Source organism: Klebsiella sp. C360 (assembly GCF_048822415.1).
GTDB classification, from domain to species: domain Bacteria; phylum Pseudomonadota; class Gammaproteobacteria; order Enterobacterales; family Enterobacteriaceae; genus Klebsiella; species Klebsiella quasipneumoniae.
Genome location: NZ_JBMEZZ010000004.1, coordinates 348,094 through 371,183 on the forward strand (window position 1 = coordinate 348,094; position 23,090 = coordinate 371,183).

The 23,090-nt window shown below is 58.5% G+C and carries 21 protein-coding genes and 1 pseudogene; 9 read left to right on the forward strand and 13 right to left on the reverse strand.

Annotated features, from left to right (window positions below):
- The first annotated feature begins 65 nt into the window (after positions 1-65).
- The 3 genes from ACOI7D_RS13605 to ACOI7D_RS13615 all read left to right on the forward strand — a co-directional run bounded on the left by ACOI7D_RS13605 (position 66) and on the right by ACOI7D_RS13615 (position 1,487).
- Complete coding sequence (locus ACOI7D_RS13605) at positions 66-668, forward strand: short chain dehydrogenase (protein ID WP_032454058.1); 603 nt, start codon at positions 66-68, stop codon at positions 666-668.
- Between the two features lie 86 nt (positions 669-754).
- Entirely contained in the window at positions 755-1,093 is a 339-nt protein-coding gene (locus ACOI7D_RS13610; protein ID WP_023291012.1) for a hypothetical protein, read from the forward strand.
- 205 nt (positions 1,094-1,298) lie between these two features.
- A complete protein-coding gene (locus ACOI7D_RS13615; RefSeq protein WP_004205204.1) occupies positions 1,299-1,487 on the forward strand; it encodes a hypothetical protein in 189 nt (62 codons plus the stop codon).
- Between the two features lie 195 nt (positions 1,488-1,682).
- Here the strand turns inward: ACOI7D_RS13615 and ACOI7D_RS13620 are convergent, their stop codons facing one another.
- From ACOI7D_RS13620 to ACOI7D_RS13630, 3 genes are all read right to left on the reverse strand, one after another.
- Positions 1,683-2,864 (reverse strand): PLP-dependent aminotransferase family protein, encoded by a 1,182-nt coding sequence (locus ACOI7D_RS13620; RefSeq protein WP_023291014.1) that lies wholly within the window; start codon positions 2,862-2,864, stop codon positions 1,683-1,685.
- Between the two features lie 150 nt (positions 2,865-3,014).
- The gene (gene gss / locus ACOI7D_RS13625; RefSeq protein ID WP_060590330.1) at positions 3,015-4,880 is read right to left on the reverse strand and encodes a bifunctional glutathionylspermidine amidase/synthase; all 1,866 of its coding nucleotides are present in this window, start codon (positions 4,878-4,880) and stop codon (positions 3,015-3,017) included.
- A gap of 76 nt (positions 4,881-4,956) precedes the next feature.
- Positions 4,957-5,079 (reverse strand): hypothetical protein, encoded by a 123-nt coding sequence (locus tag ACOI7D_RS13630; RefSeq protein ID WP_032454061.1) that lies wholly within the window; start codon positions 5,077-5,079, stop codon positions 4,957-4,959.
- A 20-nt stretch (positions 5,080-5,099) separates the two neighbouring features.
- Here ACOI7D_RS13630 and ACOI7D_RS13635 point away from each other — a divergent pair, with 20 nt between their 5' ends.
- Together ACOI7D_RS13635 and yghU are read left to right on the forward strand one after the other, a co-directional pair.
- Positions 5,100-5,660: a DsbA family protein gene (locus tag ACOI7D_RS13635; protein ID WP_004150918.1), complete on the forward strand. Its 561-nt coding sequence runs from the start codon at positions 5,100-5,102 to the stop codon at positions 5,658-5,660.
- A gap of 47 nt (positions 5,661-5,707) precedes the next feature.
- Positions 5,708-6,574, forward strand: a complete 867-nt coding sequence (yghU, locus tag ACOI7D_RS13640; protein ID WP_032454062.1) for a glutathione-dependent disulfide-bond oxidoreductase — start codon at positions 5,708-5,710, stop codon at positions 6,572-6,574.
- Positions 6,575-6,669: 95 nt separating this feature from the next.
- On the opposite strand, the gene yghX is transcribed toward yghU, so the two are convergent.
- The 4 genes from yghX to exbB all read right to left on the reverse strand — a co-directional run bounded on the left by yghX (position 6,670) and on the right by exbB (position 9,476).
- Complete coding sequence (gene yghX / locus ACOI7D_RS13645) at positions 6,670-7,557, reverse strand: YghX family hydrolase (protein ID WP_060590333.1); 888 nt, start codon at positions 7,555-7,557, stop codon at positions 6,670-6,672.
- A 120-nt stretch (positions 7,558-7,677) separates the two neighbouring features.
- Complete coding sequence (locus ACOI7D_RS13650; protein ID WP_004105804.1) at positions 7,678-8,172, reverse strand: TIGR00645 family protein; 495 nt, start codon at positions 8,170-8,172, stop codon at positions 7,678-7,680.
- A gap of 140 nt (positions 8,173-8,312) precedes the next feature.
- Entirely contained in the window at positions 8,313-8,738 is a 426-nt protein-coding gene (gene exbD, locus ACOI7D_RS13655) for a TonB system transport protein ExbD (protein WP_002916785.1), read from the reverse strand.
- Between the two features lie 6 nt (positions 8,739-8,744).
- Positions 8,745-9,476: a tol-pal system-associated acyl-CoA thioesterase gene (exbB, locus tag ACOI7D_RS13660; protein ID WP_004174395.1), complete on the reverse strand. Its 732-nt coding sequence runs from the start codon at positions 9,474-9,476 to the stop codon at positions 8,745-8,747.
- 250 nt (positions 9,477-9,726) lie between these two features.
- Here exbB and metC point away from each other — a divergent pair, with 250 nt between their 5' ends.
- On the forward strand, positions 9,727-10,914 hold the full coding sequence (gene metC / locus ACOI7D_RS13665; RefSeq protein WP_032454065.1) for a cystathionine beta-lyase: 1,188 nt from the start codon (positions 9,727-9,729) through the stop codon (positions 10,912-10,914).
- A gap of 131 nt (positions 10,915-11,045) precedes the next feature.
- Positions 11,046-11,705: a DedA family general envelope maintenance protein YghB gene (yghB, locus tag ACOI7D_RS13670; protein ID WP_004205217.1), complete on the forward strand. Its 660-nt coding sequence runs from the start codon at positions 11,046-11,048 to the stop codon at positions 11,703-11,705.
- Positions 11,706-11,754: 49 nt separating this feature from the next.
- Here the strand turns inward: yghB and ACOI7D_RS13675 are convergent, their stop codons facing one another.
- Positions 11,755-12,654, reverse strand: a complete 900-nt coding sequence (locus ACOI7D_RS13675) for an AraC family transcriptional regulator (RefSeq protein ID WP_109546939.1) — start codon at positions 12,652-12,654, stop codon at positions 11,755-11,757.
- A 196-nt stretch (positions 12,655-12,850) separates the two neighbouring features.
- Between ACOI7D_RS13675 and yqhD the strand changes: the two genes are divergently transcribed.
- Complete coding sequence (gene yqhD / locus ACOI7D_RS13680; protein ID WP_023291020.1) at positions 12,851-14,014, forward strand: alcohol dehydrogenase; 1,164 nt, start codon at positions 12,851-12,853, stop codon at positions 14,012-14,014.
- Positions 14,015-14,158: 144 nt separating this feature from the next.
- Positions 14,159-14,986, forward strand: coding sequence for a 2,5-didehydrogluconate reductase DkgA (gene dkgA, locus ACOI7D_RS13685; RefSeq protein ID WP_032454068.1), 828 nt, complete (start codon positions 14,159-14,161; stop codon positions 14,984-14,986).
- Positions 14,987-15,105: 119 nt separating this feature from the next.
- On the opposite strand, the pseudogene ACOI7D_RS13690 reads toward dkgA, so the two are convergent.
- The 5 genes and pseudogenes from ACOI7D_RS13690 to ACOI7D_RS13710 form a co-directional block, all read right to left on the reverse strand.
- A pseudogene (locus ACOI7D_RS13690) lies at positions 15,106-17,345 on the reverse strand (YgiQ family radical SAM protein); the annotation flags it as partial.
- Positions 17,346-17,378: 33 nt separating this feature from the next.
- A complete protein-coding gene (gene ftsP, locus ACOI7D_RS13695) occupies positions 17,379-18,791 on the reverse strand; it encodes a cell division protein FtsP (RefSeq protein ID WP_044524723.1) in 1,413 nt (470 codons plus the stop codon).
- A gap of 83 nt (positions 18,792-18,874) precedes the next feature.
- A complete protein-coding gene (plsC, locus tag ACOI7D_RS13700) occupies positions 18,875-19,612 on the reverse strand; it encodes a 1-acylglycerol-3-phosphate O-acyltransferase (protein ID WP_004205223.1) in 738 nt (245 codons plus the stop codon).
- A gap of 191 nt (positions 19,613-19,803) precedes the next feature.
- Positions 19,804-22,062, reverse strand: a complete 2,259-nt coding sequence (parC, locus tag ACOI7D_RS13705) for a DNA topoisomerase IV subunit A (protein WP_048335295.1) — start codon at positions 22,060-22,062, stop codon at positions 19,804-19,806.
- A gap of 120 nt (positions 22,063-22,182) precedes the next feature.
- A complete protein-coding gene (locus ACOI7D_RS13710) occupies positions 22,183-23,052 on the reverse strand; it encodes an AraC family transcriptional regulator (RefSeq protein ID WP_050533736.1) in 870 nt (289 codons plus the stop codon).
- Positions 23,053-23,090: the final 38 nt, after the last annotated feature.

Genomic DNA, 23,090 nt, shown 5'->3' on the forward strand with positions numbered 1-23,090 from the left:
TTTAGCCAGTTTATCCGATATCCGTTTTATTAAAGAATAGGCTTTCACCTCACCAGGAGTTAGCCATGAAAATTATCGTTATCGGTGCCAGCGGCACCATTGGTCGCGCGGTCAGCGAAGAACTGGGCCAGAGACATGACGTTATCCGCGTCGGCCGCACCCGGGGGGATTATCAGGTGGATATTACCTCCCAGGGGAGCGTCGAGGCGCTGTTTGCGCAGACCGGCGAAGTAGACGCCATCGTCTCCACCACCGGCAATCTGCACTTTGGGCCGTTAAGCACCATGACCGATAGCCAGTTCAACCTCGGTCTGCAGGACAAGCTGCTGGGGCAAATTCGCCTGGCGCTGATAGGCCAGCATTTCCTGCGCGACGGCGGGTCGATTACTCTGGTCAGCGGCATTGTCGCGCAGGAGCCGATTGCTCAGGGCGTCAATGCCACGACGGTTAACGCCGGTCTGGAAGGCTTTGTGCGCGCCGCCGCCTGCGAACTACCGCGCGGGATCCGCATTAATCTCATCAGTCCCACCGTGCTCAGCGAGTCGCTGGCGGCCTACGGCGACTTTTTCCCGGGCTTTGCCAGCGTCCCCGCCGCCGCCGTGGCGCAGGCCTATCGCCGCAGCATTGAAGGGGTGCAGACCGGCCGCATCTACCCGGTCGGCTACTAGCCCGTGCCGGCCCGCCGGGGCCGGCGCTTACATCCTGACGTCGTTGCAGGTACACTGACGGCTGATTGTCTCCGGCCGAAAAACTGATGTTGAAAAAATTACCCTTTATTATCCCGCTGCTGGCGCTTACCGCGCTGCTGGTCTGGTGGTTCACCCCGCATTACACCGAGGAAGACGAAGCTTACTACCGGGCGGTATTTTGCGTGATCGATCATGACGACAGCCGCCAGTTCCTCGACGATATGCAAAACATCGTCGAGGGGGGGAATTCTGACTACGCGCTGCATAAAGCGCATTACCTGCCGGCGCTGGGGCAGCGGATGCTGGACACCTGGCATCAGCTCAGCCCGCAGGAACAGCAGACGCTGCGTCAGGACCGGCAGCGCTGCGGCGAGATATTACGGGCAAAACAGCAGGGTGAATAATCCCGGCGGGCTGGCGAAACAGCAGCCCGTCCCAGCGTCCGATAAGATCCCGCTGTTGATGAGCCGATCGCTGTCACAAAATCCTCCTCTATCGCCGGGCCACGGGATGTCGTTTTTTTCTGCGGTCGCATACGATAAAAAGTAGTTGATCTGGTACGAACTAACTCTTATTTTGCTTCTCAGTTTTCAAAATGAGATAAAACTGATGCCTGTCATTATTGCCAGTAGTGTTAAAGAAGCCAAAGCGTTAATTAACGGTGGGGAATACAGGGAAATTATTCTTAACTTCGATATTGATGCCGATGACTTTTTCTCTCTCGCCAGCCATTCGGCTGGGACAAAAATCTCCATCTCCGACCGAAACGATCGCTCTCCGGTAAAATCAGCAAAATAATTAACCCGTGAGGGACATCTATGTGGTTGTTTATTGGTACCTTTGCGGTGGCTTTTCTCGCAGCGCTGATGTTGGTCTGGCTGGATGATCGCATCGCCGATACGGAGTGACCCCTGCGCTGAACGCTAGCGTCACCCCCTCTCGCTACTGAGGCGAAGAGGGTGCGCCGCCGCTTAGCGGCGCACAGCAGGGTCGTTACAGGGAGGCCGCCAGCCGCTCAACGGCGGTCAGCAGCCCCGCTTCCGACACCGTGGAGTAGGAAAGGCGCAGGGTACGGGTATCCGGATTATCGTGATAGAACGCTTCCCCCGGGACGTACACAACGCCGTTTTCCAGCGTTTTCTTCATCCATGCCATGGTATCGAACGGATAGCGGAAACGCGCCCACAGGAACATCCCACCCTGTGGGCGGCTGAATTCCAGATGCTCGCCAAGGCGACTCTCCAGCGCGTCGGCCAGCGCCACGCACTTCTTGCGATAGTCTTCGCGAATCAACGCAATCTGATTTTGCAGCCGGTTCAGGCTGAGATATTCCGCGGTGATCACCTGCGACAGCATATTGGTATGCAGATCCGCCGCCTGCTTAACGATCACCGTCTGCTGCGCCAGCCAGTCCGGCATGACGATCCAGCCGATACGCATCCCCGGCGCGAGGATCTTTGAAAACGTCGAGGTGTAAACCACCTGATCTTCACAGCCCAGCTCAACGGCGTGCTGATAGAGCGGACGTCGCACGGCGTCAGTAAAGCTAATTTCACCGTAGGGATCGTCTTCCAGAATGACGAAGTCATATTTTTTCGCCAGCTCGACCAGCCGGCGACGACGCGCCTCGCTCAGCGTTTTACCGCCGGGGTTGCCGAACGTCGGCACCAGGTAGACGGCTTTGACGCGGGTGGTCTCCAGCAGGTCGGCCAGTTGCTCCACCAGCATCCCGTCATCATCGGTATCGACGCTGAGGATATTGGCCTGCGCCAGCTGAAACACCTGCAGCGCCGCCAGATAGGTGGGTCGCTCAACGACGATAGTATCGCCTGGATCGAGCAGCGTACGGGCAACGATATCCAGCGATTGCTGGGAGCCGGAGGTAATATAGACCTGAGCGGCTGAACAGGTCACGCCACGGGCGTGGCAGATTTCACTCACCGCCTGACGCAGCGGCGGGTAGCCCTCGGTCAGACCGTACTGAAATGCGTCATGAAAACGCTCGCTCATCACCTTCTGCACCGCCAGCTCCAGGCCTTCGGTATCAAACAGTTCCGGGGCCGGAATGCCGCCGCCAAGCGAGATCACGCCCGGCAGTTTACTGTGCTTGAGAAGTTCGCGGACGGCGGAGGGCTTGAGTTCACCCGCGCGGGCGGCGAGACGCCGATCGTGCATACTATTTTCCTTTTCTGTCTTGTTGTTGTGTTAATTATCTTGGCTTTGTTGCAGGTGTTCCCCGGCGGCGCTTACCAGACCGGGCTATCCTGGTTCGTGTCTCTGCGCTCTCCCCGGACAGGGCGCGAGCCGCTATCCGGGGTCAGCACATCACGCTTTATCTTTCAATACGATCAGCGGCTCTATGTCGCTCTCTTTTTTCACCACCAGCGACGAATCGCCGCGCAGGCAGGTACCGCCGTAGTTACCGCCGACGGTAAAGGTGCACACCTGGATATACTTGCCATCCACTTTCGGCAGGCACCACAGCTGCTGGTAGATATTCTTACGATCGACAAACTGGCCGCTGGTCTGATCCAGAACCTCATCCTGCGGCCCGATCAGGTCGATATTGTTCCCGCAGCGTCCGGAAATGGGCTTCACGGCATAACCGGTTTTCGCCAGCTCGTCGTTAACCACGAAATCGGTATCCAGCAGATAGCGATGATGCGGGAACAGCGACCACAGCACCGGCAGGATCGCTTTGTTGCCCGGGATCACCGTCCACAGGGGTTCGAATACCAATACTTCAGGACGCAGCAGGACGTCAATCAGTCGCACCTCATTCTGCGGATGTCCGGTACGAATCGGCACCGCCGCGTACTCATCGGCACTGACTTCGCGCACCTGCTCAATGGCGGTTTCCCATGCCCAGGTTTTCCAGACGCAGTTGACCAGCCGCCCGTCGGCGTCGATCAGCTGGCCGGCGGCATCCCAGCGCAGTTCATCGAGGCCAAAGAGAATTTTGCTCTCAAAACCGGCCTGGGTCAGCGAACGCTGGATAAACTTCGCGTGGTAATTCTCTTCCAGATCCTTGTCCTGCATGATGTGCACGAAAGGCCGCGCCCGGCTGTGTTTCCACGCCCCCGCCAGCTCATCGAGCAGACCTTCGGCCGGATTGTGACCCGTGCCGTAGTAGCCCTGCTTCAGCCACTGCTCGAGGATCAGCCCGCCTTCGGTATGGCAGGAGGCGGAGTCGGCATTGTACTCGTACACCTTCAGCCCGCGCTCGTCCATGCAAAAATCCATGCGCCCGGTGATCATATGATGACGCCGGCGCTGCCACGAGAGACGCAGACGCGGCCAGAGGATTTTCGGGATATCAAACAGCGCCAGCAGGTTATCATCCTTCATTACCTTATCGGTGGCGTGCAGATACATCAGGTGCAGCTCGTTGGTGGCTTTAATCAGCTCCTGTTCGGCGCTTTCGCTGATGGTGAAATACTGATAGGGATCCTGATTGATAAAATGGCCGTTGGCCGCCACGTAGGCTTTCTGCAGCGGATCTTTCTCGTTCAGCCATTTGCCGCGGAACTGGCCGTTGTTCGGCAGCCGCGCGCCTTTGATCGCCATCGCCTCGCCCGGCAGTACCGGCTGCGGCAGGCTGTGTTCGGTATCGGCGGTCTGGATCATCCAGCCTAAAATTTCGGTATCGGCAAAGGTATCTTTGATGGTGTACCGGCCGGCGTTGACCTCGAGGGTCAGCTCGCGGGTCCACTGCTGGCCCTGCGGCAGCGGCGAGTGAATGACGTTCTGCTCGGCGATACGCACCTTATTGCCGACAAGCTGGGTGATCACCGCGACGTGGCCGGTGTGCTTGAACTCGCCGCCCTTCTGCCAGATCAGCAGCGAACCGGCGATCGGCGGACGACGGGAGCCGTTGGCGAAGGCCTGCAGCGGGAGAATATTGTCATTGACCACTTCGCGCAGAAAGCGCAGGGAGAAGATTTCATAGGCCATCCCCACATCGGTAAAGACAAACCCGTAGGTCAGGAACAGAAAGCGGCGCGCAAATTCAACGCACTGCCATTTATGCCCCATATACTCATTGCCGATGTAGCTGCGAAACGTCGCGTCATCCGGATAGTCCTGCGGATTTAAGCTACTGTAATTCGATGAATAAATTGCCACGCCGCCGGGCGCGTAGCCTAACAATGTCCCAAACGGGGCGTCACTGCTTGTCGATCCTTTGCTCATTTAGCCTGACCTCAAATAAATGCAGCCCGGGCAGTTGGCGAAACAAAACTCCCTCTTCTTATCCTGCCGCAGGCACTTACCAGACAGAGGTGTAACGATGATACCACTCATTCGTTTCGCTAATCGTGCCGTTAAGGAAAATAACCCTGCAGCCGAAAGCAGAAGTGATATCGTTATCGGTGATATAACAAAAAAACAACGCAACATCAGGAGTCGACAATGAGCACACCCTCGCATCTGAATGCCCAACCGCTGGTCTGGGGACACGGCCCGCGGACGTTTGAGGTGTTCCTTGAGCCCACCTGCCCCTACTCTGTCCGCGCGTTTAATAAACTCGACGATCTGCTCGATGAGGTCGGCGCCGATAACGTAACCATCAAGATACGGCTGCAGTCGCAGCCGTGGCATCTGTTCTCCGGGGTGATTGTCCGCTGCATCCTCGCCGCGTCCACCCTGCCGCATGGCAGAGAGCAGGCGCATAAGGTGATGCAGGCCGTGGCAGACCATCGGGAAGAGTTTGAATTTACCGATCACTGCAGCGGGCCGAACATGAACGCCACGCCGCAGCAAATCATTGAACGCATTGAGCGCTACAGTCACGTCCTGCTGGGGGCCGCCTTTGCCCGCCCGGAGCTGCAGGACGTGATCAAGTGGCACAGCAAATATGCCCGCCAGAACGGCATCCATGTCTCGCCGACCTTTATGGTCAATGGTCTGGTGCAGCCGGATCTGGGCAGCGGCGATGATGTCAGCGTGTGGGCCGCGCGGATTATGGCCTGAGGTCACCTGCTACACTTTTTGTACATCCACGAAAAAGGCAAACCAGCATGTCAGAGCAAAACTACCAGCCACCAAAAGTGTGGGAATGGAAGCAAAACAGCGGCGGCGCGTTCGCCAACATCAACCGTCCCGTTTCCGGCGCGACTCATGAACGCGTCCTGCCGGTGGGAACCCATCCGCTCCAGCTATACTCACTTGGCACGCCCAACGGCCAGAAGGTGACGATCATGCTGGAGGAGCTGCTGGCGCTGGGCGTCAGCGGCGCGGAGTACGACGCCTGGCTGATACGCATTGGCGAAGGCGATCAGTTTTCCAGCGGCTTTGTCGACATCAACCCGAACTCGAAGATCCCGGCGCTGAGCGATCACTCCACCACGCCGCCCACCCGAGTATTCGAATCCGGCAACATTCTTCTCTATCTGGCGGAAAAATTTGGCTTCTTCCTGCCGAAGGATCCCGCCGGCCGCACTGAAACCCTTAACTGGCTGTTCTGGCTGCAGGGCGCCGCGCCCTTCCTCGGCGGCGGCTTCGGCCACTTCTATAACTATGCGCCGGTGAAGATCGAGTACGCGATCGATCGCTTTACCATGGAAGCCAAACGCCAGCTCGACGTGCTGGACAAACAGCTCGCCCGCGGTCGCTATGTGGCCGGCGAGGAGTATACCATCGCCGATATGGCGGTCTGGCCATGGTATGGCAACGTGGTGCTGGGCAATGTCTATAACGCGGCGGAGTTCCTCGACGCCGGGAGCTACACCAACGTGCTGCGCTGGGCGCAGGATGTCGGCAACCGCCCCGCCGTCAAGCGCGGACGCATCGTTAACCGCACCAACGGCCCGCTCAATGAGCAGCTGCATGAGCGCCACGACGCCCGCGACTTTGACACCCAAACGGAAGATAAGCGCCAGGCGTAGCGCGCTGACCCACCGGAGGCGCCCGCCTCCGGTTTTTAGCTTTCCAGCCGATAGCCTGCCATAAGCGAGCGGTAGCGCTATTTATGACATTTGCGCTAGCGTAAATACTTCTCAAACCATGCCAGCGTGCGTTGCCAGGCCAGGTCCGCCGCAGCCCGATCGTAGCGCGGCGTGGAATCATTATGAAAGCCGTGATTCACGCCCTGATAGAGATAGGCCTCATAGACTTTATGGTGTTCCTTCAACGCCTGTTCATAGGCGGGCCAGCCTTCATTAATGCCGCTATCGAGGCCGGCATAGTGCAGCAGCAGCGGCGCTTTAATTTTATCGACCTCCTTCAGCGGCGGCTGGCGGCCGTAAAACGGCACCGCGCAGGCCAGCTCCGGAATGGCGACCGCCGCCGCGTTGCTGACGCCACCGCCGTAACAAAAACCAGTGATACCAACCTTCCCCGTCGCCTGCGGATGCTTCGCCATAAACGCGACCGCGGCAAAAAAGTCATTCATCAGCTTCACGGGATCGACTTTCTGCTGCAGCGCGCGGCCTTCATCATCATTCCCCGGATAGCCGCCGACGGAGCTCAGGCCATCCGGCGCCAGCGCGATATACCCCGCTTTCGCTACCCGCCGGGCGACATCTTCAATATAGGGATTCAGGCCGCGGTTCTCATGCACCACCACCACGGCGGGCGCTTTGTCGGCTATTTTCGTCGGCGTCACCAGGTAAGCCCGCACTTCGCCGTGGCCGTCAGGAGAGGGATAATGAATATACTCCGGGCGGATATCCGGGTCGGTGAACGGTACCTGCTCTGCCAGGGCATAGTCGGGCTTCAGCAGATTAAATAGCGCCAGCGCGGTCATCCCGCCGACGGTATATTTCCCCGCCAGCTGGAGAAACTCGCGTTTGCTGATTTTACCGTGGGCATAGTAGTCATAATACTCGAGCAGCTGCTGCGGGAAATCTTTGGCCGTTAATCGCGTCATCACCCTGCCTCCGTTGTTAAGCGCCCTTTAAGCAAAGCAGAAGCCCGGACATACGCCAGCCCAGAACAGCAGAAACGGGGAGAAACAGCCCAGCGGCTAACGCCGCCGGGAGAGAAAGGATCAGTGTTTCACTTTGGTCAGACGATCAAGGTAGCCCATCACAAAGGCCGACAGCACAAAGGTCAGGTGGATGATGACATACCACATCAGCTTATTGTCCGGGACGTTTTTCGCATCCATAAACACCCGCAGCAGGTGAATAGAGGAGATCGCCACGATGGAGGCGGCAACCTTATTTTTCAGCGACGTCGCGTCCATTTTGCCCAGCCAGCTGAGTTTTTCTTTACCCTCGTTAATATCCAACTGCGAGACAAAATTTTCATACCCGGAGAACATCACCATCACCAGCAAACCGCCCACCAGGGTCATATCCACCAGCGACAGCAGGGTCAGAATCATATCCGACTCACTGACGCTAAAAATATGCGGCAGTATGTGGAAGATCTCCTGAAAAAATTTGATGGTCAGCGCAATCAGACCGAGCGAGAGGCCAAAATAAACCGGCGCCAGCAGCCAGCGCGAGGCGTACATAGCATTTTCCAGAAAGCGTTCCATAAGATCCTGTCAGTTAACAAAAAGAAGCGACATTATATCTCAGACAGATAACGTGATGGCAACGCCAGGCCAACACTTCGCGGGCAGAGGACAATAAAAAAGGCCGGCGCGCGGCCAGCCTTTTCAGGAAAAGCATCGGGTTATTTGGCTTTGACGGTCTCTTCGCCCACCAGCCCGATCTTGAGATAGCCCGCCTGATGCAGGGTATCCATCACTTTCATCATCGTCTCGTAATCGACGGTTTTATCCGCGCGGAAGAAGACGGTGGTATCTTTTTTGCCGGCGGTCAGGCTATCCAGGGCGTTAATCATATTCGCTTCGGTCACCGGGTCGTTGCCGAGGAACATGCTCTTATCCGCCTTCACCGACAGGTAGATAGGTTTTTCCGGTCGCGGTTGCGGCTGGCTGGAGGAGGCCGGCAGATTGACCTTCACGTCGACCGTCGCCAGCGGCGCGGCTACCATGAAGATAATCAGCAGAACCAGCATGACGTCGATAAACGGCGTCACGTTGATCTCATGCATTTCGCCGTTATCGTCCAGATTTTCATTAAGACGCATCGCCATAGCCGATCAACCTACCCGTAATTTCTGCGCGCTGCGCACCGGCTTCACGCCGCTGGCGCTGAGGTCCAGGTCGCGGCTTTGCAGCAGGAGGACCTGAGCGGCGACGTCGCCGAGCGAGGCCTTATAGCTGCCGATCATGCGGGCGAAGATGTTATAGATGACCACCGCCGGGATGGCGGCGAACAGACCGATAGCTGTCGCCAGCAGCGCTTCCGCGATGCCCGGCGCCACCACCGCAAGGTTGGTGGTCTGGGTCTGGGCGATGCCGATAAAGCTGTTCATGATGCCCCAGACGGTGCCGAACAGGCCCACGAACGGCGAAATGGCGCCGATGGTGGCCAGATAGCCGTTGCCGCGCCCCATATGGCGACCGACGGCCGCGACGCGGCGCTCAAGGCGGAAACCGGTTCGCTCCTTGATGCCTTCATTGTCTTCGGCACCGGCGGAGAGTTCGAGTTCGTTCTGCGCTTCATTGATAAGCTGGGTGGTGAGGCTTTTCGCCTCAAAGGCGCTGGCGATATCGCTGGCCTGATCGAGAGAGCGGGCTTCCGCCAGCTGCTGCTGTTCACGTTTGAGGCGACGCTTGCTGGCGAGGATTTCCGCCCCTTTACCGAAGAAGATGGCCCAGGTGACGACCGACGCCAGAATCAGGCCAATCATCACCACCTTAACGACAATATCGGCATGATGATACATACCCCAAACGGAGAGATCCGCCTGCATCAAATTATTACCCACGCTCTATCTCCACGACGATAATTACAAAATCTGCCCACAATAATATCAAAACGACATCGAATTGATAGTGGTTCTCATTAGTATTTACACTGTGCAGCAAATCACGTTTATTTTCCTTGCGCTTACGCAGTAAAAAAGTGGCTAACCGCGGGCCTGGTAAAATTTTCGCCTGTATCGGCAGCGCGCTGGTACAGAAAAGAAGATTCATGCTAGTTTAGACGTCCAGACGTATAAAAACAGGTTCATCAACATGGCTGATAAACATCTTGATACCGCGCTGGTCAACGCCGGGCGGAGCAAAAAATATACCCAGGGCTCAGTGAACAGCGTGATCCAGCGCGCGTCATCGCTGGTGTTCGACACCGTAGAGGCCAAAAAGCACGCCACCCGCAATCGGGCCAACGGCGAGCTGTTCTATGGGCGTCGCGGCACCCTGACCCACTTCTCGCTGCAGGAAGCGATGTGCGAGCTGGAGGGCGGCGCCGGCTGCGCCCTCTTCCCCTGCGGCGCCGCCGCGGTGGCCAACACTATCCTGGCGTTTGTCGAGCAGGGCGACCATGTGCTGATGACCAATACCGCCTATGAGCCAAGCCAGGATTTTTGTACCAAAATTCTCGCCAAGCTCGGCGTGACCACCAGCTGGTTCGATCCCTTAATCGGCGCCGATATTGCCCGTCTGGTTCGCCCTGAGACCCGCGTGGTGTTCCTCGAATCGCCCGGCTCCATCACCATGGAAGTGCACGATGTGCCGGCGATTGTCGCCGCCGTGCGTCAGGTCGCCCCGGAAGCGATTATCATGATCGATAACACCTGGGCGGCGGGGATCCTGTTCAAAGCGCTGGATTTTGGCATTGATATTTCTATTCAGGCAGGCACCAAATACCTGATCGGCCACTCCGACGCCATGGTCGGCACCGCGGTGGCGAACGCGCGCTGCTGGCCGCAGCTGCGTGAGAATGCCTATCTGATGGGGCAAATGCTGGACGCCGATACCGCCTATATGACCAGCCGCGGCCTGCGCACGCTGGGCGTCCGCCTGCGTCAGCATCATGAAAGCAGCCTGCGCATCGCCGAGTGGCTGGCGCAGCATCCGCAGGTGGCGCGGGTCAACCACCCCGCTCTGCCCGGCAGTAAAGGCCATGAGTTCTGGAAGCGCGATTTTACCGGCAGCAGCGGGCTGTTCTCGTTTGTGCTCAACAAGCGCCTCAACGACGCTGAGCTGGCAGCGTATCTCGACAACTTCAGCCTGTTCAGCATGGCCTACTCGTGGGGCGGCTTTGAATCGCTGATTCTGGCCAATCAGCCGGAGCAAATCGCTCACATCCGACCGGATGCGGAAGTCGACTTCAGCGGCACGTTGATCCGTTTGCACATTGGACTCGAAAATGTTGACGATCTGCAGGCGGATTTAGCAGCGGGCTTCGCGCGTATCGTGTAAAGTGACAGTCAGTGGCAACAATAGCGGACGCTTTTTATCGGAGCGGCCGCTTTTGTTGCGCCCGGGATCAAGGTGCTCGGGTCTCTTCAGGAGTACACTAGTCAACAATACGGTACCACTTAGGAAAGTCCATGGTTGTCATTCAAGAGATTGTCGCCGCGCTGTGGCAACATGATTTTGCCGCACTGGCGAACCCTCATGTTGTGGGCGTTGTATATCTGGTTATGTTCGCGACCCTGTTTCTGGAAAACGGGCTGCTGCCTGCCTCCTTTTTACCTGGAGACAGCCTGCTGCTGCTCGCCGGCGCGCTGATTGCTAAAGGCGTCATGGACTTTGTGCCCACTATCGCCATTCTGACCGCCGCCGCCAGCCTCGGCTGCTGGTTGAGCTATGTACAGGGGCGCTGGCTGGGCAATACGCAAACGGTGAAAGGCTGGCTGGCGCACCTGCCGCATAAATACCATCAGCGCGCCACCTGCATGTTTGACCGCCACGGTCTGCTGGCGCTGCTCGCGGGCCGCTTTCTGGCATTTGTCCGTACCCTGCTGCCAACCATGGCGGGGATTTCCGGTCTGCCGAACCGCCGCTTCCAGTTCTTCAACTGGCTGAGCGCCCTGCTGTGGGTCGGCGTGGTCACGGGCCTCGGCTATGCGCTGAGCATGATCCCATTCGTGAAGCGTCATGAAGATCAGGTGATGACCTGCCTGATGATCCTGCCGATTGCCCTGCTGCTGGCTGGCCTGCTCGGCACGCTGTTCGTGGTGATCAAAAAGAAATACTGCAGCGCCTGATGTCGACTGCCGGGGGGCTGCGCCCGCCCGGCCTGCTCCCTCCCCGGTATTACATTCCCTGCATCGTACGAATACGCGCGGCGTCTTCCCCGGGCGTCATCCCGAAGTAGCGCTTAAACTCGCGACTGAACTGGGAAGGGCTTTCATAGCCCACCTGTATCGCCGCCGCGCTGGCCTTCATCCCGTCATGGATCATCAGCATGCGCGCCTTGTGCAGACGGTAGGTTTTCAGATACTGCAGCGGCGAAGTACTGGTCACCGATTTAAAATTATGGTGAAACGCCGACACGCTCATATTCGCTTCCGCCGCCAGCCGATCGACGCTGAGGTTTTCGGTGTATTGACTCTCGATATGCTTGAGTACGCGGCTAATCAGGCTGAAGTGGGTCTGCCGGCTGACCAGCGCCAGCAGCGCGCCGCCGCAGGGTCCCGTCAGCACATAGTAGAGGATTTCGCGGACGATCTGCTTGCCAAGGATCCGCGCGTCCAGCGGCCGCTCCATCACGTCGAGCAGCCGTTCAGCAGCGCACAAGATATCCTCCGAGAGCACTGCGGAGTTTATCCCGCTGGAGGCGACGGCGGGCTGAAACAGCGGATCCTCGCCAATATCCATCAGCAGCTCCTGCAGCTGCAGGATATCGACGTTCAGGCGCATGCCGGCCAGGGGCACCTCCGGGGTGGCAAAGGTTTCGCATTCGAAAGGCAGCGGTACGGTCAGCAGCAGATATTCGTTTGTATCGTAGCGAAACGTCCGCTCATTGATATAACCAATTTTATGGCCAGAAAAGAGAAAAACGATCCCCGGCTGGTACATCACCGGCATCCGCGGTCCCGGCTGCGTCCCGTACAGCAGGCGGACGTCGGGTAGCAGCGAACTTAACATTTTGTGCTTATCTTTCAGCTGGTTAACCTTCTCTGTCAGTGTCTGACATATCTCTGCGTGTTGCATTACCACCGTCTCTCCCGATGTTTCTTCACCCGTACATTGTGCGCAGGCCGCCGTGAATTCTCCAGCCATATGGAGAAATAGGCAAGACATAGGCAGAAATGTGCATTGAGGGGCGACGGCGCCAGGACCACAATAACCGTCATCGGGCAGCGGTATCGTCCCTGTCGGCGGTTTTACTCTTTTGAGGACTCAAGCAATGAATAATTTTGACCTGCATACCCCAACCCGCATTCTGTTTGGCAAAGGCGCGATTGAAAAACTGCGTGAACAGATCCCGGCGGAAGCTCGCGTACTGATCACCTACGGTGGCGGCAGCGTGAAAAAAACGGGCGTCCTGGATCAGGTACTGACCGCCCTGAATGGCCTGGACGTCCTTGAATTTGGCGGCATCGAGCCGAACCCGTCTTACGAAACCCTGATGAACGCGGTGAAGCTCGCCCGCGAAGAGAAGGTCACCTTCCTGCTGGCGGTCGGCGGCGGTTCGGTGCTGGATGGCACCAAATTTATCGCGGCAGCAGCCCACTATGACGCCAACATCGATCCGTGGGAAATTCTGGAAACCTATGGCAGTAAGATCGCCAGCGCCATTCCAATGGGCTCGGTTCTCACCCTGCCGGCGACCGGTTCTGAATCAAACAAAGGGGCGGTGATTTCGCGGAAAACCACCGGCGACAAACGCGCGTTTATGTCTTCCCATGTTCAGCCGCAGTTCGCGATCCTCGATCCGGTCTACACCTATACCCTGCCGCCGCGCCAGGTCGCCAACGGCGTGGTTGACGCCTTCGTCCATACCGTCGAACAGTACGTCACCTACCCGGTTGACGGCAAAATTCAGGACCGCTTCGCCGAAGGCATTCTCCTGACCCTGATCGAGGATGGCCCGAAAGCGCTGCAGGAGCCGGAAAACTATAACGTGCGCGCCAACATTATGTGGGCCGCGACCCAGGCGCTGAACGGCCTGATCGGCGCAGGCGTGCCGCAGGACTGGGCAACGCATATGCTTGGTCACGAACTGACGGCGATGCATGGTCTCGATCACGCCCAGACGCTGGCTATCGTTCTGCCGGCGCTGTGGAATGAGAAGCGTGATACCAAGCGCGAGAAGCTGCTGCAATATGCGGAGCGCGTGTGGCATATCACCGAGGGCTCAGACGACCAGCGCATCGATGCCGCCATCGCCGCGACGCGCCAGTTCTTCGAGCAGATGGGCGTGCCGACCCGCCTCTCCGATTACGGTCTCGACGGTAGCTCCATCCCGGCGCTGCTGGCGAAACTGGAAGAGCACGGCATGACCAAACTGGGCGAGCGCCAGGATATCACCCTGGACGTCAGCCGTCGTATCTACGAGGCTGCCCGCTAAGTTACCCCGCCTGATTCACCTCCCCTTACGTTAAACAAACGTCGGGGAGAGGTGTTTTTACTACCGTTTTTAGCTATTTCGTCCAGACTTAATGCTACCCCTCGGCGGATCCTGCTTCGCCGAGTTCATTAACAGGAGGAAGGCATGACACATCCAACCGTTATAAAACTACACGACGGCAACCTGATGCCGCAGCTGGGTCTCGGCGTGTGGAAAGCTGGCAACGAGGAAGTCGTCTCCGCCATTCATAAGGCGCTGGAAGTCGGTTATCGCTCTTTTGACACCGCCGCCGCGTACCAAAATGAGGCTGGCGTCGGCAACGCCCTGCAAAGCGCTGGCGTCAATCGCGATGAGCTATTCATCACCACCAAGCTGTGGAACGACGATCAAAAACGGCCGCACGAGGCGCTGAAAGAGAGTCTCAGCAAGCTGAAGCTGGACTATGTGGATCTCTATTTAATCCACTGGCCGGTGCCGGCTATCGGCCATTACGTCGAGGCCTGGCAGGCGCTGATTGAGCTGCAGCAGCAGGGGCTGGCGAAGAGCATCGGCGTGTGTAATTTCCAGGTGCCGCATCTGCAGAAGCTGATTGATGAAACCGGCGTCGCGCCGGTGATCAACCAGATAGAGCTGCATCCGCTGCTGCAGCAGCGGCAGCTGCACGCCTGGAACGCCACCCACAAGATCCAGACCGAATCCTGGAGCCCGCTGGCCCAGGGCGGTAAGGGCGTCTTCGATCAGAAAGTTATCCATCAGCTGGCTGATAAATATGGCAAAACGCCGGCGCAGATTGTCATCCGCTGGCATCTCGACAGCGGTCTGGTGGTGATCCCCAAATCCGTCACGCCGTCGCGCATCGCCGAAAACTTTAACGTCTGGGATTTCCGCCTGGATAAAGAAGAATTGGGGGAGATTGCCAGGCTGGATCAGGGTAAGCGTCTGGGGCCCGACCCGGATCAGTTCGGCGGATAACAGGTAAAAAAGCCGGGCAGCGCTGACGCGTGTCCGGCTTGAGAAACCGCCCGGCCAGCGAAACGCTGCCGGGCGCAAAGTCAGGCTTAACGCCCGGCGACTTTACCCCGTTTAACGGGCTTTTTCGCCGTTGCGCCACCGTTAGAACGCTGATGCACAATCGGCGTGTGCTTGGTCAGCGCCGGGCGGGTATGACGGTTCTGGCGACGCGCTTCGCGCATCTCATCGAGAGTCGGCGCCGGCACCAGGCAGTCGCGACGTGAGCCAATCAGGTGTTTCTTGCCCATCGCCTCCAGCGCCTGACGGATCAGCGGCCAGTTGGCCGGATCGTGATAGCGCAGCAGCGCTTTGTGCAGACGGCGCTGTTTATCGCCCTTCGGCACCACCACCTCTTCACTCTTATAGCCGATCTTGCCCAGCGGGTTTTTGCCGGTGTAATACATGGTGGTCGAGTTCGCCAGCGGCGACGGATAGAAGTTCTGCACCTGGTCGAGACGGAAGCGGTGCTTCTTCAGCCACAGCGCCAGGTTCACCATGTCTTCATCACGGGTCCCCGGGTGGGCGGAGATAAAGTACGGGATCAGATACTGCTCTTTACCCGCCTGCTTCGAATAGGTGTCGAACAGCTCTTTAAAGCGGTCGTAGCTGCCCATTCCCGGCTTCATCATCTTCGACAGCGGGCCCTCTTCGGTATGCTCCGGCGCGATCTTCAGATAGCCGCCGACGTGGTGGGTCGCCAGCTCTTTAATATAGCGCGGATCTTCGACCGCGATGTCATAGCGTACCCCGGAGGCGATAAGGATCTTCTTGATGCCCTTCAGCTCGCGGGCGCGACGGTAAAGGTTGATCGTCGGCTCATGGTTGGTATCCATGTGCGGGCAGATATCCGGGTAGACGCAGGAGAGACGGCGACAGGTCTGCTCGGCGCGTGGCGATTTGCAGCGCAGCATATACATGTTGGCGGTGGGTCCGCCGAGATCGGAGATCACGCCGGTAAAGCCCGGCACCGTGTCGCGAATGGCTTCGATCTCATTGATGATCGAATCCTCTGAACGGCTCTGGATAATGCGTCCTTCGTGCTCGGTGATCGAGCAGAACGAACACCCGCCGAAGCAGCCGCGCATGATGTTGATCGAGAAACGGATCATCTCATACGCCGGGATGCGCGCATCGCCATAGGAAGGATGCGGCACGCGCTTGTAAGGCAGGGCGAAGACGCTGTCCATCTCTTCAGTGGAGAGCGGGATTGCCGGCGGGTTGATCCAGATGTAGCGCTCGCCGTGCTTTTGCATTAGCGCCCGGGCGCAGCCGGGGTTGGTTTCATGGTGCAGAATGCGCGAGGCGTGAGCGTACAGGACCTTATCGCCTTTCACCTTCTCGAAAGAAGGCAGCAGCACATAGGTTTTTTCCCACGGTTTTGGCCGCGGCGGCTGCACAGTGATGCTTTTCGCTTCCTGTTTCTTCGGCGCGACCGGTTTGTTATCGGCGCACGGCAGATCTTCACCATACGGGTGCGGGATGGGGTCGATTTTGCCCGGGGTATCCAGACGGGTGGAGTCTACACCGCTCCAGCCCGGGAGAGCCTCTTTCACCATGATGGCGGTATTGCGCACATCGCGGATCTGGTCGATGGTTTCGCCCATCGCCAGGCGATGAGCCACTTCCACCAGCGGACGCTCGCCGTTGCCGAACATCAGCATATCGGCCTTGGAGTCCACCAGCACCGAGCGGCGCACGGTATCGGACCAATAATCATAATGCGCGGTACGGCGCAGGCTGGCTTCGATGCCGCCGAGGATCACGGGCACATCTTTCCACGCCTCTTTACAGCGCTGGGTATACACCAGGGTGGCGCGGTCCGGGCGCTTGCCCGCCACGTTGCCGGCGGTGTAAGCGTCGTCATGGCGCAGCTTACGGTCGGCGGTGTAGCGGTTGATCATCGAGTCCATGTTGCCGGCGGTCACCCCGAAGAACAGGTTCGGTTTGCCCAGACGCATGAAGTCGTCTTTGGTGTTCCAGTCCGGTTGGGAGATGATCCCCACGCGGAACCCCTGCGCTTCCAGCATGCGGCCGCAGATAGCCATCCCGAAGCTCGGGTGGTCGACGTAGGCGTCGCCGGTGACCAGAATAATGTCGCAGCTATCCCAGCCAAGTTGATCCATCTCTTCACGCGACATCGGTAAAAATGGCGCAGGGCCAAAACAGGCAGCCCAGTATTGCGGCCAGGAAAAAAGGTCACGATCCGGTTGGATCAGGGATATTGCGCTCATATTGCTTCCGGGGAAATGATAAAAAAATAACCAAAAGGGCGTGGATTATAAGCCGGAATGATAGTGGAAATGAAGGAGGATTTTCTCAAACCCTGACCGTATGCCGGCCAGGGTCGAAGAGTTTACGGTGCGGGATTCACCAGCATCTGGCCAATCGAACCGCGGTCGGCCAGCTCCAGCGTCTGGCTCAGATACTGGAACGGGAAGTGCGGCCACGACGGCTGGGCGTAGTAGACCAGCAGTTCGACCTGCCCGTCGACCCACACGGTGTCCTTCCAGCCGCGGTCTTCCGGGAAAGGGGTCGAGCCGTTGACGTTACGGATCTGGAACATTACCCCTTCAATATGGAACGACTGCGGGCGGTCGGCGCGCACCGTCCAGCGCTCCCAGGTCCCCTGTTGCGCCGTGATATCGATACGCTGCGGATCCCACAGCTGGCCATTAATCCCCGGATCGTCGCCGAGCGTGATATCCCGGCTGCGGATCGGCGTGCCGGAGAGCAGCTCCGTCGGCAGCAGACGCGCCGGCAGGCTGTCGGTGACTAGCGGCAGCAGCCCGGTCGGGCGCAGGGTCAGCACCAGCGTGGAGACCAGAATGCTGGACGGTTCAAAAAAGCCGCGGATACGGTCGACGATGCTCGCCGCTTCGCCGCAGGTAATGGACACTTCATCGCCGTTGGTCATATCGACCAGAATTTCACGCCGTTCCCCCGGCGCCAGCGACAGCTGCTTGAGCGAAACCGGCGCCGGCAGGAACCCCTGGTCGCCGGAAATGACATGCAGCAGTCGGCCATCGCTCATCTGTAGCTGATAGCGCCGGGAGTTGGAAGCGTTCAGCAGGCGCAGACGCACCCAGCCGCGGGACACTTCGACATAGGGGCTCTGCGCGCCATTGACCAGCAGCGTATCGCCGACGAAGCCGCCGCTGCCCGGTTCGCTATATTCCGGCGTGCCGAAGTTATCCAGCCGTTTGTCCTGAATTATCACCGGGAAGTCATCGACGCCATAGTGGTTAGGGATCGGCAGGTTCTTGCTCACCTCATCCTCCACCAGCCACATGCCGGCCAGACCGTTATAGACCTGCTTCGCCATCCGGTTCGGCGTATTGGCCTGGTACCACAGCGTCGCCGCACTCTGCCGGATCGGCAGCACCGGCGCCCAGTCGGCGTTCGGCGACATCATGCGCGCCGCGCCGCCGATTAGCGGGCCAGGCACCTGCAGGCCGCGGATGGTCATCGCGACGTTCTCCGTCAGACGGTTGCTGTAGATAAGCTTGACGTCGTCCCCGCTCCAGACGCGGATCGTCGGCCCCATATAGCGGCCATTGATCCCCCAGACGGGGGCGCGGGTGCCTGGCGTAAACGACCAGTGTGAACGCTGCAGCGTCAGAAACAGCGGCTGACCGCGACGGGACTCCAGCAGCGGCGGAACCGGCAGCGCAGGCTGCTGGCCGGCGGCATGGGCCTTCAGCGGCGCGGCGCCAGCGCACAGCGCTACGCCGGAAGCCTTAATAAACTGACGCCGACTGAGTGACATATTAACTCCATGACATACTGACAAATGAAAAAGGGAATTCGTTTCCCGCCAGCAATACGCGCGCGTTGGCGGCGTTTCCTGTCTTATTGCTTACCGGCCGCTTCGCGCTCGGCCACTTCGTTGTCCAGCTCAGCGATTTTGGCGGCCATCAGCTCGCGGCAATGCGTCGCCAGCGCGCGCACGTTGTCTTTACCGAACTGGCTGGTATCCACCGGCGGCAGCATTTCCACAATCACCAGACCGTTGTTCCAGCGATTGAGCTTTATTTTATTCGATGTATTCGAGACACACACCGGAATAATCGGCACGCCGGCGGCAATAGCCGCGTGGAAGGCGCCGGTTTTAAACGGCAGCAGACCGCGACCGCGGCTGCGGGTCCCTTCCGGGAACATCCAGAACGAAATTTTACGCTTTTTAAAGGCGTTGACGACCTCGGCAATGGTGCCGTGCGCTTTGGTTCGGTTATTGCGGTCAATCAGCAGATTACCGGTCAGCCAGTACAGCTGGCCAAAGAACGGGATCCACAACAGGCTCTTTTTCCCCACGGTGACCGTCGGGGCCTGCACGATGTTAGATGCCGTCACCATATCATAGTTGTTTTGGTGGTTAGCGATGTAGATCGCGTTGCCATAGCTTTCCGCATCGGCAGGTTTGCGCAGCTCCACCTTCAGACCAAACACCGGGGATAAGCGGCCAAACAGATGGCCGAAAGTGGCAACATGTTTTGGATTACGCGGGCTGAACAAGCAGTACAGACAGCCAAGTATGCACACTACGATGCAATAAATGACCACGAAAATTACTCGAAAAATGAATAGCATAGCTACCTCTAAAACCCAAACCGCTTAGAATTATTCGCTGCTGGCAGAAGGCAGGCTCACAAGTTCTGCGCAGGCCGGGACCGTTCTTCCTGGGCCCCTGATGATGGACATTGTTAATCGCAACGCCTGAATAAACAACGATTTTGCGGCTTTTTTTCGCCTCCTCCCGCCAAAGACGGGAGGAGAAGCGCTTACTCTTCGCTATCGCTTGCCGCGGCGCGGCGCGGCGAGTCAATTTCAACACGGTCAATCTTCTGCAGCCCGCGCATCAGCGAACCGCGGCGGCCGCGCTCGCCGGTGACTTTTTGCAGCTCTTCCGGACGCAGTTTGATCTTCCGTTTGCCGACATGAATGGTCAGCGTACTCTGCGGCGGCAGGACAAACAGATGTGCGAGACCGTCCTGGCCGGCGGCGGCTTCCGCCGCAGGAATGTTGATGATTTTGTTGCCCTTGCCTTTCGACAGCTGCGGCAGATCGCTGACCGGGAACATCAGCATTCGCCCGGCGGCGGTGATGGCCAGCAGCATATCGGACTCGTCCTCAATGACCAGCGGCGGCATCACATGCGCGTTGTCAGGCAGGGTGATCAACGCTTTGCCGGCGCGGTTGCGCGCCACCAGATCGTTGAAGGTGCAGACAAAACCGTAGCCGGCGTCGGAGGCCATCAGCAGTTTCTGATCGTCGCCTTCCATCAGCATATGTTCCACGGTCGCGCCCGGCGGCAGCGTCAGCTTGCCGGTCAGCGGCTCACCCTGGCCACGCGCCGAGGGCAGGGTAATCGGATCGATGGCATAGCTGCGCCCGGTGGTATCGATAAACACCACCGGCTGGTTGCTCTTGCCCTTCGCCGAAGCTTTCCAGCTGTCGCCCGCTTTATAGCTCAGCCCCTGGGCGTCGATGTCGTGCCCTTTGGCACTGCGCACCCAGCCCATCTGCGACAGAACGATGGTGACCGGCTCAGACGGCAGCATATCATGCTCGCTCATCGCTTTCGCTTCTTCACGCTCGTGAAGCGGCGAGCGGCGATCGTCGCCGAAAGCATCGGCATCGGCCTGCAGCTCTTTCTTCAGCAGGTTGTTCATCTTACGTTCTGAGGCCAGAATCGCCTGCAGCTGATCGCGCTCTTTTTCCAGCTCGTTCTGCTCGCCGCGGATCTTCATCTCTTCCAGTTTGGCGAGATGGCGCAGTTTCAGTTCCAGAATCGCTTCCGCCTGGGTTTCGCTGATGGCAAAGCGCGACATCAGGGCTGGCTTCGGCTCATCTTCCGTGCGGATGATCTCGATGACTTCATCAATATTGAGGAACGCCACCAGCAAACCTTCAAGGATGTGCAGGCGTTTAAGGACCTTCTCTAACCGGTGGTTCAGACGGCGACGTACGGTATCGCGACGGAACACCAGCCATTCGCTGAGGATCTCCAGCAGGTTTTTTACCGCCGGGCGGCCGTCGAGACCGATCATATTGAGGTTGATGCGGTAGCTCTTCTCCAGATCGGTGGTGGCGAACAGGTGGTTCATCACCTGCTCCATATCCACCCGGTTGGAGCGCGGGACGATCACCAGGCGGGTCGGATTTTCGTGGTCCGATTCGTCGCGCAGGTCGTCCACCATCGGCAGCTTTTTATTGCGCATCTGCGCGGCAATCTGCTCCAGTACTTTGGCGCCGGAGACCTGGTGCGGCAGCGCGCTGATCACTACCGCGCCGTCCTCTTTGCTCCATACCGCGCGCATGCGCACCGAGCCGCGTCCGTTCTGGTAGATTTTGCGAATTTCCGCCCGCGAAGTGATGATCTCCGCCTCGGTCGGGAAATCCGGTCCCTGCACGATATCCAGCAGTTCGTCGAGGGTCGTTTTCGGCTGCTCAATCAGCGTAATCGCCGCTTTCGCCACTTCACGCAGGTTGTGAGGCGGAATATCGGTCGCCATGCCCACCGCGATGCCGGTGGTGCCGTTGAGCAGGATGTTTGGCAGGCGCGCCGGCAGCATTTTCGGCTCCTGCAGCGTACCGTCAAAGTTTGGCACCCAGTCGACCGTCCCCTGCCCCAGCTCGCTGAGCAGCAGCTCGGCATACTTCGACAGGCGGGATTCGGTGTAACGCATGGCGGCGAAGGATTTCGGATCGTCCGGCGCCCCCCAGTTCCCCTGGCCATCCACCAGCGGATAGCGATAGGAGAAGGGTTGCGCCATCAGCACCATCGCTTCATAGCAGGCGCTGTCGCCGTGTGGGTGATATTTACCCAGCACGTCGCCGACGGTGCGGGCGGACTTTTTGAATTTGGCGCTGGCGTTCAGCCCCAGTTCGGACATCGCATAGACGATGCGACGCTGGACCGGTTTTAAGCCATCGCCAATAAACGGTAATGCCCTGTCCATGATCACGTACATGGAGTAGTTCAGGTAAGCATTTTCCGTAAATTCATGCAGCGCAAGGCGCTCTGCCATATCGCTCATTAATCGTGGATCCTCAATCTGGGTACCGACCGTTCGGACGGCAAAACTACCCGCGATAATACCCGATCTCACGCCCTGAGTCACAGGCCGTGAGATCGGTTGAGGATTCCGTCACCTTAATCAGGCCAGCGGCAGATAAATATCGGTTTGCAGCTCATGCTCAGCCACCTGGTGGACAAAATTGTGGTAACGGAAGTAGACCGGAAAATCCCGTAACGTCTCGCCTGAAGCGGGTAACCAGTCGCGATAGAGATACCAAACGCTGTTCGCCAGGGTGTCCAGCGAGCCGTGATGGCGCACGACGGCGCAGCGTCCGCCGGGGATTTCGCCGTTAATCACGCCAAAGGCGTTTTCACCAACCGGCCGTTCGACCGTACCGCAGAGATCAAAACGAAATGCCTCCTGCGGGGTAGTCTGCGGATCGTCCCAGGCGATCCCCCAGGTTTCGCTGGTGGCAACGGGCGATAATCCGCTCGTCTTACGCCAGGCGATAAAACGCGCGGCGGTGGCGTTGACAAGGTCCGGGCTGCCACGATGTTGCAGGACGGCTACCCGGGTGGTGGGGAACGAAATGATATTGACGTCCATCGACGTTTGCTCCTGTAGCGTATGTTTCGGTACGCGTCGATGCCACTCGGCCCAGTCCGGTTGCTGACGGAACTGGGTCGGGCTTTGGTCAAACGCGGTACGGAAGGCACGGCTGAACGACTCCGCATTCTGAAATCCGGCATCAAGGGCAATGTCGATGATTTTATCGCGGGGGTTGAACGCCAGGCGCCAACAGGCGCGTCGCAGACGTAACCACTGAATATACCGGTACAAGGGAATGCCGGTATACGCGCTAAATTGCCGGTGAAAATGGTAAGGCGAACTGTGCGCTATCGCGCTCAGCGCCTCCAGCGACAGCGGCTCATCAAGATGACGCGCAATGTATCTACAGACGCGCTGGAAGCGCCCAGCATACGCCGGGCTGGCCTTAATATCGTTCATCGTCTCCTCCTCGCGACATACTCTGACAGAGCGAGGAT